Origin of the sequence: Flavobacterium sp. KACC 22761 (assembly GCF_034058155.1) — a bacterium.
Lineage (GTDB): Bacteria > Bacteroidota > Bacteroidia > Flavobacteriales > Flavobacteriaceae > Flavobacterium.
The window spans coordinates 4,908,742-4,923,547 of record NZ_CP139148.1; the positions used below are offsets into that span (position 1 = coordinate 4,908,742).

General features: G+C 33.9%; 14 protein-coding genes. 5 read left to right on the plus strand and 9 right to left on the minus strand.

The features are described from left to right. Positions 1-81 precede the first annotated feature (81 nt). Positions 82-579: a hypothetical protein gene (locus SCB73_RS20615; RefSeq protein ID WP_132988060.1), complete on the plus strand. Its 498-nt coding sequence runs from the start codon at positions 82-84 to the stop codon at positions 577-579. Between the two features lie 189 nt (positions 580-768). On the opposite strand, the gene SCB73_RS20620 is transcribed toward SCB73_RS20615, so the two are convergent. The 7 genes from SCB73_RS20620 to SCB73_RS20650 all read right to left on the minus strand — a co-directional run bounded on the left by SCB73_RS20620 (position 769) and on the right by SCB73_RS20650 (position 7,819). Next, positions 769-1,191: a protease complex subunit PrcB family protein gene (locus tag SCB73_RS20620; RefSeq protein WP_320568049.1), complete on the minus strand. Its 423-nt coding sequence runs from the start codon at positions 1,189-1,191 to the stop codon at positions 769-771. A 25-nt stretch (positions 1,192-1,216) separates the two neighbouring features. Then, a complete protein-coding gene (bshA, locus tag SCB73_RS20625) occupies positions 1,217-2,353 on the minus strand; it encodes an N-acetyl-alpha-D-glucosaminyl L-malate synthase BshA (protein ID WP_320568050.1) in 1,137 nt (378 codons plus the stop codon). 474 nt (positions 2,354-2,827) lie between these two features. Continuing rightward, positions 2,828-3,310, minus strand: coding sequence for a hypothetical protein (locus tag SCB73_RS20630; protein ID WP_057116491.1), 483 nt, complete (start codon positions 3,308-3,310; stop codon positions 2,828-2,830). 104 nt (positions 3,311-3,414) lie between these two features. Continuing rightward, the gene (locus SCB73_RS20635; protein WP_132988069.1) at positions 3,415-4,206 is read right to left on the minus strand and encodes a (Fe-S)-binding protein; all 792 of its coding nucleotides are present in this window, start codon (positions 4,204-4,206) and stop codon (positions 3,415-3,417) included. A 124-nt stretch (positions 4,207-4,330) separates the two neighbouring features. After that, entirely contained in the window at positions 4,331-5,668 is a 1,338-nt protein-coding gene (locus tag SCB73_RS20640) for a (Fe-S)-binding protein (RefSeq protein ID WP_320568051.1), read from the minus strand. 6 nt (positions 5,669-5,674) lie between these two features. Further along, positions 5,675-6,640, minus strand: a complete 966-nt coding sequence (locus tag SCB73_RS20645; protein WP_320568052.1) for an MlaD family protein — start codon at positions 6,638-6,640, stop codon at positions 5,675-5,677. Between the two features lie 51 nt (positions 6,641-6,691). Further along, a complete protein-coding gene (locus tag SCB73_RS20650) occupies positions 6,692-7,819 on the minus strand; it encodes an N-acetylmuramoyl-L-alanine amidase family protein (protein ID WP_320568053.1) in 1,128 nt (375 codons plus the stop codon). 81 nt (positions 7,820-7,900) lie between these two features. Here SCB73_RS20650 and SCB73_RS20655 point away from each other — a divergent pair, with 81 nt between their 5' ends. Next, the gene (locus SCB73_RS20655) at positions 7,901-10,645 is read left to right on the plus strand and encodes a putative LPS assembly protein LptD (RefSeq protein WP_320568054.1); all 2,745 of its coding nucleotides are present in this window, start codon (positions 7,901-7,903) and stop codon (positions 10,643-10,645) included. Positions 10,646-10,773: 128 nt separating this feature from the next. Then, the gene (locus SCB73_RS20660) at positions 10,774-11,154 is read left to right on the plus strand and encodes a RidA family protein (protein ID WP_320568055.1); all 381 of its coding nucleotides are present in this window, start codon (positions 10,774-10,776) and stop codon (positions 11,152-11,154) included. A 242-nt stretch (positions 11,155-11,396) separates the two neighbouring features. Here SCB73_RS20660 and SCB73_RS20665 read toward each other — a convergent pair whose 3' ends face one another. Next, complete coding sequence (locus tag SCB73_RS20665; RefSeq protein ID WP_320568056.1) at positions 11,397-11,636, minus strand: helix-turn-helix domain-containing protein; 240 nt, start codon at positions 11,634-11,636, stop codon at positions 11,397-11,399. A 333-nt stretch (positions 11,637-11,969) separates the two neighbouring features. Here SCB73_RS20665 and SCB73_RS20670 point away from each other — a divergent pair, with 333 nt between their 5' ends. Continuing rightward, entirely contained in the window at positions 11,970-13,586 is a 1,617-nt protein-coding gene (locus SCB73_RS20670; protein WP_320568057.1) for a hypothetical protein, read from the plus strand. A 10-nt stretch (positions 13,587-13,596) separates the two neighbouring features. After that, entirely contained in the window at positions 13,597-14,187 is a 591-nt protein-coding gene (locus tag SCB73_RS20675; protein WP_320568058.1) for a hypothetical protein, read from the plus strand. A gap of 143 nt (positions 14,188-14,330) precedes the next feature. Here SCB73_RS20675 and tnpA read toward each other — a convergent pair whose 3' ends face one another. Beyond that, entirely contained in the window at positions 14,331-14,768 is a 438-nt protein-coding gene (tnpA, locus tag SCB73_RS20680; protein ID WP_320566631.1) for an IS200/IS605 family transposase, read from the minus strand. Positions 14,769-14,806: the final 38 nt, after the last annotated feature.

The following is a 14,806-nucleotide window of genomic DNA, read 5'->3' on the forward strand; positions in this document are numbered from 1 at the left end:
TATAACAATTTTCAAAAATTTTATACGTTCTCTATTGAGTTGTAATAATACATTTGAAAAAAAATTAATTGAATCATTTTTATGAAAAAAATCATTTTATCAGCCATTATGCTATTAGGTTTAGCATTTACGGCTCATTCACAAGACATTGCAAAAAACGCGCTAGGTTTGCGTTTAGGCGACAATAACGGTTTTGGAGGAGAAGTATCTTATCAAAGAGGATTGAATCAAAAAAACAGACTAGAATTTGATTTAGGCTGGAGAAACAGCAGTGACGTTGATGCTATCAAAGGTGTAGCGCTTTATCAATGGGTTTGGAACATAGACGGCGGTTTTAACTGGTACGCTGGTGTTGGTGGTGGACTTGCCGCTTGGGATCACGATTATTACAACGGAAACACAAAATATAATGACAGCGGAACGTATGTTTTTGCTGCAGGAGATATCGGAATTGAATACGGATTCAAAGAAGTGCCAATTTTACTTTCATTAGATGCAAGACCTGAAATTGGTTCTGGTTATTATGACGATGACAATTTCGGATTTGATGTTGGTTTAGGAATCAAATTCAAATTCTAAATAAAAATAAAAAATAATTGTAAAAGAAAACCTGTCGTTTTAGTTGCGACAGGTTTTTTTTTATGCTTTAAATTGAAAAAAGGCTTCGACTTCTCTCAGCCTGACAACGAGAAAAAACTCAGACTTCAAATGTCAGGCTGAGCGGAGTCGAATTGTCAGGCTGAGCGGAGTCGAAGCCCCACGTAAATTTTATTTAACAATAATTTCTTTTTTAGAATGCACTCTTACAACCGTATAAGGATATGTAACAGATTGCGTTACCATTGCATCTGGAGCAGGATTATTTTCCTTTACTGTAATTATAATATTCTTATCCGTTTCTTCGACTTTTTCAACACCAATAGTATAACCTCCAGTGTTTTTTTCTCCCATATTTAAAATGATATAGTTCGAATTCGCAATGTCAGCCTGCTTCATTTTATCAGCCAAAAACGGATCATTTTGAAGCATTTTGATTTCATTTGGTTCCGTCAAAATTTCAAAAAATTTGATGTTTCCGCCTCCATCCGATTGTTCAGTCAAAACTTCATATAAAGCCGTTGAACCTGAAGTTTTTTTTGCACCACAGGAAATCAAAACAAAAACTGCTAAAACTGAAATTACCTTTTTCATCCATTAATTTATTTAGATTGCTTTTTTACTCTTTATAATCGTCAATTGCTTTTTGATACAATGCTTCGTATTTTGGAAGTATATTTTTAATATCAAATTTCTTGGCAACTTCCAACGCATTCTTTTTAAACTCTTTCAGCGTTTCATCATCTTTCAAGATCTTAATTGCATTCTCTGCCATTTGCTCAACATCTCCAACATTGCTCAAATACCCCGAAACTCCATCAAAATTAACCTCAGGCAAACCTCCCGAATTACTAGAAATAACCGGAACACCAAGAGCCATTGCCTCTAAAGCCGCCAAACCAAAACTTTCAGTTTCCGATGGAAGCAAAAACAAATCGGTCATGCATAAAATCTTATCGATTTCATTACTATTTCCAAAGAAAATTACTTTGTCGTAAATTCCCAATTCCATGCATAAAACTTCAGCCTTTTCTTTTTCAGGACCATCACCCACCATCATCAATTTAGCAGGCATTTCTTTCTGAATATTGTAGAAAATCTTTATGATATCAGGAATACGCTTTACCTTTCTGAAGTTACTGATATGTGTTATAATACGCTCATTTTCCTTCGCCATTACATAACGATGACAAGGCGCATCTGGATCTTTTACGACTTTATCTAATTCAATAAAGTTCGGAATTACCCTGATTTTATTCTTGATTTTGAACAATTTCAAAGTATCATCTTTCAAACTCTGCGAAACCGAAGTCACATAATCTGATTTATTGATGCTGAAAGTCACCGCAGGCTTATAAAACGGATGATTTCCAACAAGAGTAATATCAGTTCCGTGAAGCGTTGTAATCATTGGCAAATTAATCCCTTCATTTTTCAGCATTTGTTTTGCCATATAACCCGCATAAGCGTGCGGAATAGCATAATGCACGTGCAAAACTTCAATCTTGTACAATTTCACCATATCGACTAATTTGCTCGACAAAGCCAATTCATAAGGCTGATAATGAAAAAGTGGATATTCCGGAACATTAACTTCGTGATAATGAACATTCGGATTCAAAAGTGCCAATCGAACCGGCTGGCTATAAGTTATAAAATGTATTTCGTGTCCGCGTCTGGCTAATTCAAGACCTAACTCAGTGGCTACTACCCCACTACCGCCAAACGTTGGATAACAAACTATTGCTATTTTCATGTATTAGATTTAATTCTACGAAAATACTCAAAAATCACGTTTAATCGACCGTTTCATTTGTTAGATTTTTGTAAATATCAGAGACACCACATTATTAGACCTTTACGATTCGGGCAATAAAATATCGCGTAATTTCTTTCAGGAGCAGAAAAATTTGTTTTCAAAAGAAACACCTGTCCCGCTGTCCGCTATATTCCCAATTAACAAAAACTACGGCTGAAAAAGCCTTGTTTTTCTAAATCGGGAGATGCCGCTTCCATCGGGGCTAGATTAGAAGGTTCTGTTTTCAAAAGCGCTACTAAACAACAACTTTGTCAAAGTTTAAAACTTTGACAAAGTTCTCTATTCACAAATTTTCGTAACGAAACCCAACAGGTTTTTAAAACCTGCCGGGTTTAATTCAGAACACGTTAAAACCAAAAAAGGCACAAAATCAAAATTTCATGCCTTTTCAAATATATCATAAACTCATTCTTAGAAAAATCTGCTGTGCCAACTATCAGCTGCAGGAACTTCCCAAGATTCATTAAATTCCTCGATATTATTCACAAGATTATTAAAAACAATCGTATTCTCAGAAACCGATTTGTCTTTAACCATCTTTTTAAAATCAATTAACGGTTTGTGCGCGATATGTTCTCCAAGTTTAAAAGTAACGTTCATTTTGTCAAGCAAGTCAACATTGTACTTTTTTTCTAAGCTTTGAATAAATTCAACTGAACTATCAATAGAACAGCCTGTTGCTGCCTGCACATCTTGATTTACAGCCAATATAATGAAACGATTGTATTTCAGCAAAAACGAAGCTTCAAGACTTGTTCCATGCGCCGCCCACTGCTCTACAAAAGCTTTTAAATCGGTTTCAATTTCAGAAAACTCTTCCTCAGAAAATTTTCTGTTCGATTGGTAAATCCAAACTCTAGACTCACCAGGTAAATTTTCAAAAGGTATATACATTTTTTAATTTTAGATTTTAGATTGTTGATTTTAGATTTGAAAAAAAATTAGGTTTCAAGTTTCAGTATAAAAAACTTAGCAACTTAAAACACCTTAGCATCTTTTTACAAATCTTGCGCATTCGCGATTAATTCTGCAACATCCATTACTTTTACCTCACCTTCCTTATGCGCATGTTTAATTCCGTCTGTCAACATTGTGTTGCAGAAAGGACATCCAGCAGCAATAATATCCGGTTTAGTCTCTAAAGCATCTTCCGTACGCAAAACATTCACTTCTTTATTTCCTGGTTCAGCATCTTTAAACATTTGTGCTCCACCAGCTCCACAGCATAATCCATTCGCTTTAGAACGCTTCATTTCAACTAATTCAACATCTAATTTCTGAATCAAGTCTCTTGGAGCTTCATAAACTTTATTTGCTCTTCCTAAATAACAAGGATCATGAAAAGTAATTTTCTTTCCTTTAAACTGACCACCTTCAACAGTCAATCTGCCCTCATCAATCAATGACTTTAAAAATTCTGTATGATGGATAACTTCATAGTTCCCACCTAATTCAGGATATTCATTTTTCAAAGTATTAAAACAATGCGGACAAGCCGTTACAATCTTTTTTGCTTCGTATGCATTTAATACCTCGATATTCATCATAGCTTGCATTTGGAACAAAAATTCATTTCCGGCACGTTTTGCAGGATCTCCAGTACAACTCTCTTCAGTACCTAAAACTGCAAATGAAACATTCGTACGATTTAAAATACGCACAAATGCTTTGGTAATTTTTTTTGCTCTATCATCAAAACTTCCCGCGCAACCTACCCAAAATAAAACTTCTGGTTGTGTTCCTTGGGCTAGCATTTCAGCCATTGTTGGCACTACTAAACTTTCTGACATCTTCTTTTGTTGTTAAATCGGTTATTTGGTTAATCTCTCTCTATGATAACCTTACTAAAAAACCTTTATTTTTTTATAAAAATCGATTAAACGGTTAAACAATTAACCGCTTAAACAATAAATCTTAATTCTCGTTTTTCCAATTCAAACGGTCTTGTTGGCTGTATTGCCAAGGCGCACCATTGTTTTCAATATTAGTCATCATTGCATTTAGCGACATTGGAGCTGCACTTTGTTCCATAACCAAATAACGACGCATATCCATAATAATAGAAAGCGGACTAATATTTACAGGACATTCTTCAACGCAGGCATTACATGATGTACAAGCCCATAATTCTTCTGGAGTGATATAATCGTTTAAAAGTGATTTGTTATCTGGAACAAAAACACCTTTATTAGCATCAATATTTTTTCCAACTTCTGTCAAACGATCTCTTGTATCCATCATAATTTTACGCGGAGACAATTTTTTTCCAGTTTGGTTTGCCGGACAAGATGACGTACATCTTCCGCATTCTGTACACGTATAAGCATTCAAAAGTTGCACCCAGTTCAAATCCTGAACATCGCTTGCTCCAAATTTAGCCGGAGCAGCATTTTCATCAACTGGAGCCGCTGCAAACGGATCAGCATTTGGATCCATCATCAACTTCACTTCTTTTGTAACCGAAGCTAAATTATCAAACTGACCTTCCGGTTTCAAGTTTGCGAAATACGTATTTGGGAAAGCCAAAAGAATATGCAAATGTTTTGAGAAGTATAAATAGTTCATAAAAACTAAAATACCAACAATATGCAACCACCAAAACACTTCAAACAACAATCCAACCAATTCATTTGAAGTACCATTAAAAATTGGCGCCAGAAATTGACTGATTGGGTAACTTCCTGCTTTATGAAAATGAGAATACCCGCCTGGAACATTCTGCAAATGCAAATCTGATGCATTCATCAATAAAAACAGTATCATTAAAACGGTTTCGAAGTACAAAATGTAATTTGCATCGCTCTTTGGAAACCCAGTTAAATCTTTGCTTACAAAACGTTTTAAACGAATCACATTTCTTCTGATCCAAAAAGTTACAACTGCAATGATTACCAATATTGCCAAAATTTCAAATGAAGCAATCAAAACATCATAAACCACTCCTAAATAAGGAGCAAAAATTCTATGCGTACCAAAAAGCCCATCGATAATAATTTCAAGCAATTCGATATTAATAATTACGAAACCAACATATACAAAAATATGAAGTATTCCGGCAACAGGGCGTCTCACCATTTTTGACTGCCCAAGAGCAATCAATGCCATGTTTTTCCAACGAGCTTTAGGATTATCTTTTCTATCTACGTCAACTCCTAAATTAATGTTTCGGATGATTTTTTTTACGCTCGCTGTAAAAAAACCAAACCCTACTACAAGAAGTATGGCGAATAAAATATTATCTAAATAACTCATTTATTATTATTTTTTAGTAGTTGAATTAGCATCTTCAGTTGGTGCTACGTATGGTTTGTTTTTCTTTCCAAAAAGCGAAACATTCACGTAACGAGTTGGGTATAAACGAACGTCTTGCAACAATAATTCAAGCTCTTTTGAAGTTTTCGCTAAATTATTATACAAAGCATCATCATTTAATATTTTTCCTGCTGTACCTTTTCCAGAATTCAAATTCGTCATCAAAGCATCAACTTTAGCCAAAGTCTGATTCAAATTGCGTACTGTTTTTCCTAAATCAGCTTTGTTTAAAGAATCTGAAATTTTGCTGAAATTGCCTGACATTTTATTCAAATTTGTCACCACTCCGTTAATCTGACCTTTATTGGTATCTAAAATAGAGTTAATACTTCCCGAAGCTTTGTGAAACTGCTCCATCGTCTGACTTAATTCAGCAATTGTTTTCTTTAAATTTTCTTGTGTGTTTTTATCTAAAGTATTGTTTAATCCTGTAACCAGATTATCAATATTCACAAGCATTTTCTCTAATTTCGCCTGAATAGGTTCAAGTTTTCCTCCTAAAGATTCAGTCAAACCTAATTCAACAGTTCCTGCTAATGTTTGGCCTTCTTCCGCTGGATCTTTGTCAGCAAGATTTGGTACAATTTTAATTTGTTTTCCACCAATCAAACTTGGAGAATACAAAGCTGCTGTACTTGTTTTTGAAATTGGAAAATCTGTTTTAAGTTGCAATTCAACTAATAATTTTCCTGTTGTTTCATTGATTGTAATTTTATTTACTTTACCAATTGCAAGTCCGTTAATGGTAACTGGTGCTGACGGTGCCAAATCCTCAACATTATCATATTCAACAAATAATGTTTTATAATTCGTAAAAAGGTCTCTTCCTTTTAAAAAACTGTAGCCCCAAATAAATAATAAAATTGACGCGATGACTAAAATAGCCGTTTTAATTTCTTTTGTTAGTTTCAAAATTCTAAGTGTTTGTTACAAAATTAATATAAATATTCGAACTTGTGACTATTATTTAGTAGCGTCTTGAATACTGATTTTTTCTCCATCTTTAGTTGCAGTCAAAAATGCTGCGCCATAACCTTTACTCTTAGCCTCTTGCAAATATTTCTTTGCTGCTTCGTAATCTGATGTTTCTTGATAGAAATATTTGTAAATATTGTTTTCATAAAGCATCGTAACATTTTTCAGGCCTTTAAAATTTTTAGGTTCTAAGGGAGTCTTTTTTATACTTGCAATCAACTGTACTTTGTAAAAAGTTCCTTTAACTGCGCTTTTAGCTGCCGCTGAAGGTTCTGCTGGCTTCGTTTTTTTTGGCGTCGAAGTATCTTTTGCTGGCCTAACCTCTGACATTTCAGGAATTCCAGAACCAAAATACTCGCTCTTATAACTTAAGATTGCCTCGGCGATTGCTTTTGCAATATCATTTTGTCCTTCCTCGGAGTTCAAAATATTTCCTTCTGTAGGATTAGACACAAAACCTGTTTCAACCAAAACTCTAGGCATATATGCTTTATGCAGTACCATAAATGGCGCTTGTTTTACACCACCATGTCTTAATTTCTTTCCAAGTCGGTCAAAATTATCTTCTATTTTTGTAGCCAATGAAATACTGTTATCCAAATATTCTTCTTGCATTAATGTCATTCCGATCATTGATTCTGGCGAATTTGGGTCGTAGCCTTCATATTTACGCTTATAATCTTTCTCTAATGTAATTACTGAGTTCTCTTTTTTTGCCGCTTCAAGATTTGATGCTACTTTACTTAAACCCATTACATACGTTTCTGTTCCGTCAGCTGCTGTATTTTTGTTTGCATTACAGTGAATTGAGACAAAAATATTCGAATTGGCTCTGTTTGCAATATTGGCTCTTTCGACCAAATCAATAAAAACATCTGTTTTACGCGTATAGATTACATTAACATTTGGACTTGCTTCTAATATTTTCCCAACTTTAAGCACGATTGCCAAAGCAATATTTTTTTCAATTCGGCCACTATAAACAGCGCCAAAGTCATGATCACCATGTCCGGCATCAAGTGTTACTTTAAAAACATTTGCCTGACTGTAAGCACAAAACGAAATTATAGTTAGAAAAAAACTAAATAATAGCCTAGTTTTGTTAAATATATTCATAAATATAAAAGTTAATTTTAATAATATGCAACTGTTATAATTTTCGCAATTGATTATTTTTGCCAAAAATTATATGTAGTTTTGACATGTCAAAAAACAAGCCATACTTTTACAAAAATAGCATTTAAACCTTTGCACACAAACTTATTTAATATCGTTTTATTATCATTTCTCCTAACTTTAGGATGTGGTAAAGTATATTCGCAAGATATAAAACCGAAAAAAAAATCATTACCAACTGTAAAACAAACAGATAAAGCTTCAACTGCTAAAAGTGATACAGCAAAACAAACTGATAAATCTACAGCTGTTAAAATTGATACTGTAAAAATCGACAGCATCAAACCAACAAAGACATTTCTTGATGGTAAAGTAAAATACAAATCAAAAGACTACGCGATAATAGACAAAAAAAAGAAACAGCTTACCTTATATAATGAAGCGGAACTCTATTATAAGGATGTAGAATTAAAATCTGGAATCATTGTTTTGGATTATGGCAAAGACGAAGTTTATGCCGGAAGAATAAAAGATTCTGCCGGAGTGCTTGTTCAATACCCAAATTTCAAGCAGGGCTCAAATGAAGTGCAGCCAGATTCAATACGATTCAATTTCAAAACCAAAAAAGCTTTAATTTATAATTCTAGAACAGAACAAGGTGAATTCAAAATAAAAGCCGCAATCACCAAAAAAGAAAACGATTCGGTTTACTTTTTAAGAGGCGCACGCTTTACCACCTCAACAGATGTTGACAATCCAGAGTATTATTTTCAAACCAACAAAGTAAAATTTGTTCCGGGAAAAAAGGTAGTTACGGGTTTGACAAACATGGTAATTGCTGACGTTCCTACTCCGCTGGCATTGCCATTCGCTTATTTTCCGATGAGTCAAGAAAAAAGTGTTTCGGGAATTATTATACCGAGTTACAATGATTCGAACACAAGAGGATTCTCTTTGCAAAATATGGGATACTATTTTGCCTTGAGCGACAATTACGACTTAACGGCTTTAGCCGATTATTATACCAACGGAAGTTACGCGCTTCGTTTTGAATCGGCTTATGCTGAAAGATACAAATACCGAGGCAACCTAAACGTACGTTTTGAAAATTTGATCAGCAGCGAAAGAGGTTATCCTGATTATTCAAAACAAAAAATCTACAACATTCAGTGGTCACATTCTAAAGACACGAAGTCGAACCCAAATTCAACGTTTTCTGCTTCGGTAAATATGGGTAGTAGTAAATATTTCAAGCAATCGATCAATCAAGCAAATATTGGTTCAAATTTGAACAATACTTTAAGCTCATCTATATCCTACAACAAAACTTTCAATACAATTCCGCAAGCCCGAATTGCGTTAACAGCGACACACTCGCAAAACACACAAACAGAGGTCATCAACATGACTTTGCCGTCGCTTCAGGCAAGTATTGATCGTATTTATCCTTTTGTTGGAAAAGATGGAGTAAAAAAAGGTTTTATAAAAAACATCAACTTGCAATACAACTTAAGCGGTAAAAACAGTTTTGTCACTACCGATTCGCTTTTCTTTAAGCCGCAAATGTTTAAAGATGCTCAAATTGGAATGCAACATACAATTCCATTAAGCACAAACTTTAAGTTATTCAAATATTTTAGTGCCGGAATGGCGACCAATTACCAAGAAACTTGGGTAACCAAAACCATTCATAAAGATTATGACGACACACAAAGTAAAGTTGTCACTCAAACTGTAAATGGTTTTGACGCTTTTAGAACCTATAATTTCAGCTCGAATTTAGGAACTACAATTTACGGTACTTTTAATTTTGGTGAAGATAAAAGAATCCAATCTATTCGCCACGTCATGCGCCCATCGATTACGTACGCATATACACCTAGTTTTGAAAAATACTACGATACCTACGCAGTAGATGCTTCTGGACGAATTACATCATCATACACGCGTTTTGAAGGCGGTGTTTATGGCGCTCCAGGAAAAGAGAATTCAAACATTGTAGGTTTTGCCTTGAGCAATACTTTTGAAGCGAAAGTAAGAGATAAAGACAGCACCAAAACTGAGCCTAAAAAAATCATGCTGCTGAATAACTTAAACTTTAGCACAAGCTACAATTTTAATGCAGACGGAAAACAAACGCTAGCATGGCAACCCGTACTTGTTTCTGGAGGAACACAATTTTTTGACAATAAAATGAATGTCAACTTTGGAGCTACATTAGATCCTTACGCGATTGACAATTCTGGAACAAGAATAGACAAATACAACATCGACAATGGAGGAAGTTTGTTTAGAATGACGAGCGCAAATGTTACACTGAATTATTCGTTCTCCAACAAGGGTGGCGAGAAAGAAAAAACCAACTCTCAAAGCCAGCGAAACGGAGGTCGAAATGATGATTTATTCGGAACCAATACTGACTTGACCGACAGCCGAAACAGCCAATTTGCCAATGAAAAAGATGACGACAAAGATGTTATCACCGAGTTTTTCAATTCAAAAATCCCTTGGGATATGACAATGGCCTATTCGCTTACGTATTCAAACGTAAACCGCGAAAATAAAATCTCAGGAAATTCCATTATGATTTCTGCCAACATGGATATTACGCCAAAATGGAAAGGCGGAGTTTCTACAGGATACGATTTTGTTCAAAAAGGAATTACCTTTACGCAATTCCGTTTTGAAAGAGATTTATTAAGCTGGAGAATGGCATTCAACTGGCAACCACTAGGAACAAATTCTAACTGGAACTTCTTCATCGGAATTAAATCTGGTATGTTGAGCGACATCAAATGGAACAAACGAAGCGTTTCAAATCGATAGTTTTTTTTTAAGTCATAAAGTCGAAAGTCATAAAGTCCAAGGTTCGCCTTCTCGATTATGCACTAAGTTTATGACCTATAGCTTGTAGCAAAAAATCAAACTTATACTTTTAATAAAATACTTTCATTATGAAAAAAATCATCTTTACAGAAAAAGCTCCAGCTCCAATCGGTCCGTATAACCAAGCCGTTTTATCAGGAAACACCCTTTATGCTTCTGGACAAATTGCAATCAATCCAGCTTCAGGAGAACTTGTAACTGACAATATCAACGACGAAACAAAACAAGTGATGGAGAACATTGCAGCAATCTTAGAAGCTGCAGGTATGACATTTGAAAATGTTGTGAAATCAACTATCTTCATTATGGACATGAATAACTTTGGCGCCATAAATACGGTTTACGGATCTTATTTTAACGAAAAAACCGCTCCAGCACGTGAAACGGTTCAAGTGGCATGTTTGCCAAAAAATGTAAATGTTGAGATTTCTATAATTGCAATTAAATAAATACCCATAATCAGAGATATTTAATTTCGTTAATTCGCCTAAAAAGAGACAAAATATATTTATTGTTTTTCAAATTCAAAATAAAAGATTTTAAGACTCTTTTTATGCTCAACTTTCTGATAAAAAGGCTTCATTAACGTGAAGTCTTTTTTATTTGTATGCGATTGCTTTTCAACTCTTCTATAACCTGTTTTGATTCTTTTATTTATTCTTCATATTATGTTATCAACATCTGATATGATTTAATAATACTGTTTTTGATCTAGATTTTCATTTAAATCATCTTTTTGCAATAGTTCATTCGGATTAATTTCAAAAAGCTGACAGATTTTTGAAATGTGACTGGCCCACGAATGAGTTTCACCACTTTCCATTCTAGCATACGCTGATTGCGACAAATTCAAAAAATCTGCCACTTCCTCTTGTGACATGTTTTTACTTTTTCTTAATTTTTTGAGTTTATCCCCCACAAATACATTCATAAGCAAATAGTTTTTACCAACAAAACAATAGAGGACACTTTTGCAAATATATACTCATCAAAAACATTTATTTTTTAATAAAAACGTTTCAAAAAATAAATTTCAAATTACCCGATAATCGAATAATACATTTCCTACAATGTATTTAATTTAGAGTTTTTAAACCATAAACAACTAAATTATAGTCAATTCGCCCTGACTTATTTGTCGCATAACTTCATATTAACAGCCCCTTTTTGATATGTGAGGCTGAACAGATTTTTTTTGACATTTAATAAAACTTAAATAGCTATGAATAAATAATCATTAAACAATCCTAAAACACCAAAAACCATGTTAAAAAAACTTACAGCCTTTGCATTATTATCCATTCTTTTTTGTTCTTGTCATGAAGAACCTAGTGGACAGAATTCCTCTACTTCTTTAAAAAATGATAAAAGTGGAACTGTTATTAATGGTAGATTTTACTTCTCCTCTAGAGCCGATTTAAAAAAAAACATTGAAGACCTTAAAAAAGAAAGTATCGTTAATTTAGAAGCTAAATTTGAAAAAATTTATGCAGACGGCTTTATCTCAAATTCGCCAATAGTAAACATAGAAAACCAAAAATTGATTCTACAGCTTTCTAAAAGAAAAGATAAGAAAACGATGAAATCCAGTTCTTTTGTGGTAGAAGCCCCAGAAGATCCTGAAACTCCTGAGGGACCTGCAGTACCAGTTGACGAAATAAAAGAAACTCTAATCGCCGACCCCTATTTTGCAGCTATTGTCAATGAAAACAATGAAATTATGGTTGGAGATTCAATCTATAAAATAGTAGAGGATTTAGGAGTACTTGCCGTAAAAAAGAGTGACACACTACTATTGTACAACTATCTTGAAAATATGCCACCTGTACAAAACATACTTAGCCCATGTGATATTCGCATTCAACAAGGTGGTTACACCAGAATAGCTCCAGGCATATCAAGATACATTGTTCCTGCAGATATGGATTGTGGCAACGCAGGACAATCAAACACTCCTAAAACGCCAATAGTAGCTATACAGCAATTATCACAAGATCAAATTTTACAAAATCAAATAGATAATTTGCCCATATGCGATGGCAATAGAGACACAAGTTGGTTTCAGTCACTTTTTGGAACAAACAAATCTTGTATCAATTATTTTGACAGCAAACACAGAATTAAAACTGAATTTTGGAATCAAAGTTGGGGTATTTACAGTTCAATCGGTGTACAAACCAGAGTTCAGGTAAAAACACTTGGAATCTGGTGGGCATCTGATGCCGATGAATTATACTTAGGAATTAATAAAGTTTATTTAAAATTTAATTACCCTGATCCAAAAATCAACACAAACAATCCATTTTCTTCAGATCCATTACCCCCTGTATACATGTACAATTACGAATATAAACTTTTAGCAGATGACGGAAACTTTAGACTTGTTAATATATCTCCCGGAACAAACTTACCCTTTTTTGGCTTTGGCAGTGATAAGCCTTTAAATATTTATATTCGCCAACTACCAAAACCAAATTATCAAATAAATAGCGAATCAAATATTAAAGAATTATACAAACTTGGAATTAAATTTTTAAAAGGTACCTTTAACAGTGGTGCAAAAGATGAATTTATAGTAACGTATCAGAAAAATGCTAATGAAATTGAAGTAGTCTATTTTGGAGAAAAATACAAGAAAACCAATAACAATCAAATAGAAAGAAAATTCGACAGTCAATTTTTGGAGTTTTTAGTCGGAGTTAGTTATGGTGATTATACTGCTCCTACATTAGAGAATCCAACAGGCGCTCCAAAGGCTAACTATTCCTTTAAAGTAGAAAAAGGAGGTACTTTTAGAAATTATACATATTACGAATTAGATATTTATGCGCTAGGTCGTAGAGGAGGTACTTGGAGTGGCTCCAGAATGATTAAAAACTAACTTAATAAAAATGAGAAAAAAAATAGTATTACTATGTGTCTTCATTTGTTCATTTGGAAATGCTCAAGTTAAAAAATGGTATTCTAATGCAGATATAGAGCTAATTATCCATAGAAAAGCAACATATAGCTATAATTACATAGATGCAGATGGCCAAAAACATTATATTGGGGATGAAGAACTAAATATCAAAAGTCCTGCATTTGGGCTGACCTACTCTTTCAATTATATGCTCTTAAAAAAACTCAGCATAGGAATTTTAGGAGGATATAAAAATTACAATGAACCAGATTTTTCTATGCTAGAATTAGGAGGCATTGCAAAATTCTTCTTTGTAGACACCAATAATGTATATATATACGGCTCTCTCGGTGGCGAATTTAGTCTTGACAAAAACCAATTTAAAAGTGGTACCAATGCACGTATTGGCCTCGGCGTACCCATTATCAAAAGAGATGAATTTATTATTTCACTCAACTTGTTTGCTGAACAGCAATTTTTAAGGCTCGATGATGCACAACCTATATTTAATTATTACCAAGAAAAGCCATCTGATATCATTTACAAATCTTATGGTTTGAGTGCGGGAATTAAATTTTAATTCTTCCTAATTCTTGAAATTTAGTAACGTAAAAGAGGAAAATTACGATTTGGAAAATGTCCTCTTTTACTATTAACTAAACCACTCTGCACTGAAAGTGCAGAGGTTTGTTTGACGAGGGACTGAAAGTCCCTTTTTCTATTTCATTCAAGAATGAAATTTGAATCATCATCATTATCTTTCCTTCTATGATGCTCCAGATATTCATTTACCATTTCATCAGTTATATTTCCTGTACTCCAAACTCCATAACCACTTGCCCAAAAATGTTGTCCCCAGTAACGTGCGTGAAGTTCTGGAAACTCCATTTGCAATTTCCTTGAAGTACGACCTTTGAAACTTTTTAAAATTGAACTTACATTTTGCTTTGGCGCATACTCAATATGCATGTGAACGTGATCTGCGCTCACAACTCCTTTCAAAATTTCTATCCCTTCCGCTTCGCATATTTGTATCAAAAGTTCACGACAGCGCTTTTGGATATCACCTTTCAAAACCTTAAACCTATATTTCGTAACCCAAACAACATGACATGTTAATCTGCTTACTGTGTGCGAACCTTTTCTTAATTCTGTAGCCATAAATTAAAGATAAAGATTTTTTCGCATTACTAAAGTAC

What these genes read in the sequence shown, in the direction of transcription:
- SCB73_RS20665 (WP_320568056.1), bottom strand. Translation starts at nt 11,636, where the DNA reads ATGAATGTATTTGTGGGGGATAAACTCAAAAAATTAAGAAAAAGTAAA.
- SCB73_RS20615 (WP_132988060.1), top strand. Translation starts at nt 82, where the DNA reads ATGAAAAAAATCATTTTATCAGCCATTATGCTATTAGGTTTAGCATTT.
- SCB73_RS20675 (WP_320568058.1), top strand. Translation starts at nt 13,597, where the DNA reads ATGAGAAAAAAAATAGTATTACTATGTGTCTTCATTTGTTCATTTGGA.
- SCB73_RS20630 (WP_057116491.1), bottom strand. Translation starts at nt 3,310, where the DNA reads ATGTATATACCTTTTGAAAATTTACCTGGTGAGTCTAGAGTTTGGATT.
- bshA (WP_320568050.1), bottom strand. Translation starts at nt 2,353, where the DNA reads ATGAAAATAGCAATAGTTTGTTATCCAACGTTTGGCGGTAGTGGGGTA.
- SCB73_RS20670 (WP_320568057.1), top strand. Translation starts at nt 11,970, where the DNA reads ATGTTAAAAAAACTTACAGCCTTTGCATTATTATCCATTCTTTTTTGT.
- SCB73_RS20640 (WP_320568051.1), bottom strand. Translation starts at nt 5,668, where the DNA reads ATGAGTTATTTAGATAATATTTTATTCGCCATACTTCTTGTAGTAGGG.
- SCB73_RS20660 (WP_320568055.1), top strand. Translation starts at nt 10,774, where the DNA reads ATGAAAAAAATCATCTTTACAGAAAAAGCTCCAGCTCCAATCGGTCCG.
- SCB73_RS20650 (WP_320568053.1), bottom strand. Translation starts at nt 7,819, where the DNA reads ATGAATATATTTAACAAAACTAGGCTATTATTTAGTTTTTTTCTAACT.
- SCB73_RS20635 (WP_132988069.1), bottom strand. Translation starts at nt 4,206, where the DNA reads ATGTCAGAAAGTTTAGTAGTGCCAACAATGGCTGAAATGCTAGCCCAA.
- tnpA (WP_320566631.1), bottom strand. Translation starts at nt 14,768, where the DNA reads ATGGCTACAGAATTAAGAAAAGGTTCGCACACAGTAAGCAGATTAACA.
- SCB73_RS20620 (WP_320568049.1), bottom strand. Translation starts at nt 1,191, where the DNA reads ATGAAAAAGGTAATTTCAGTTTTAGCAGTTTTTGTTTTGATTTCCTGT.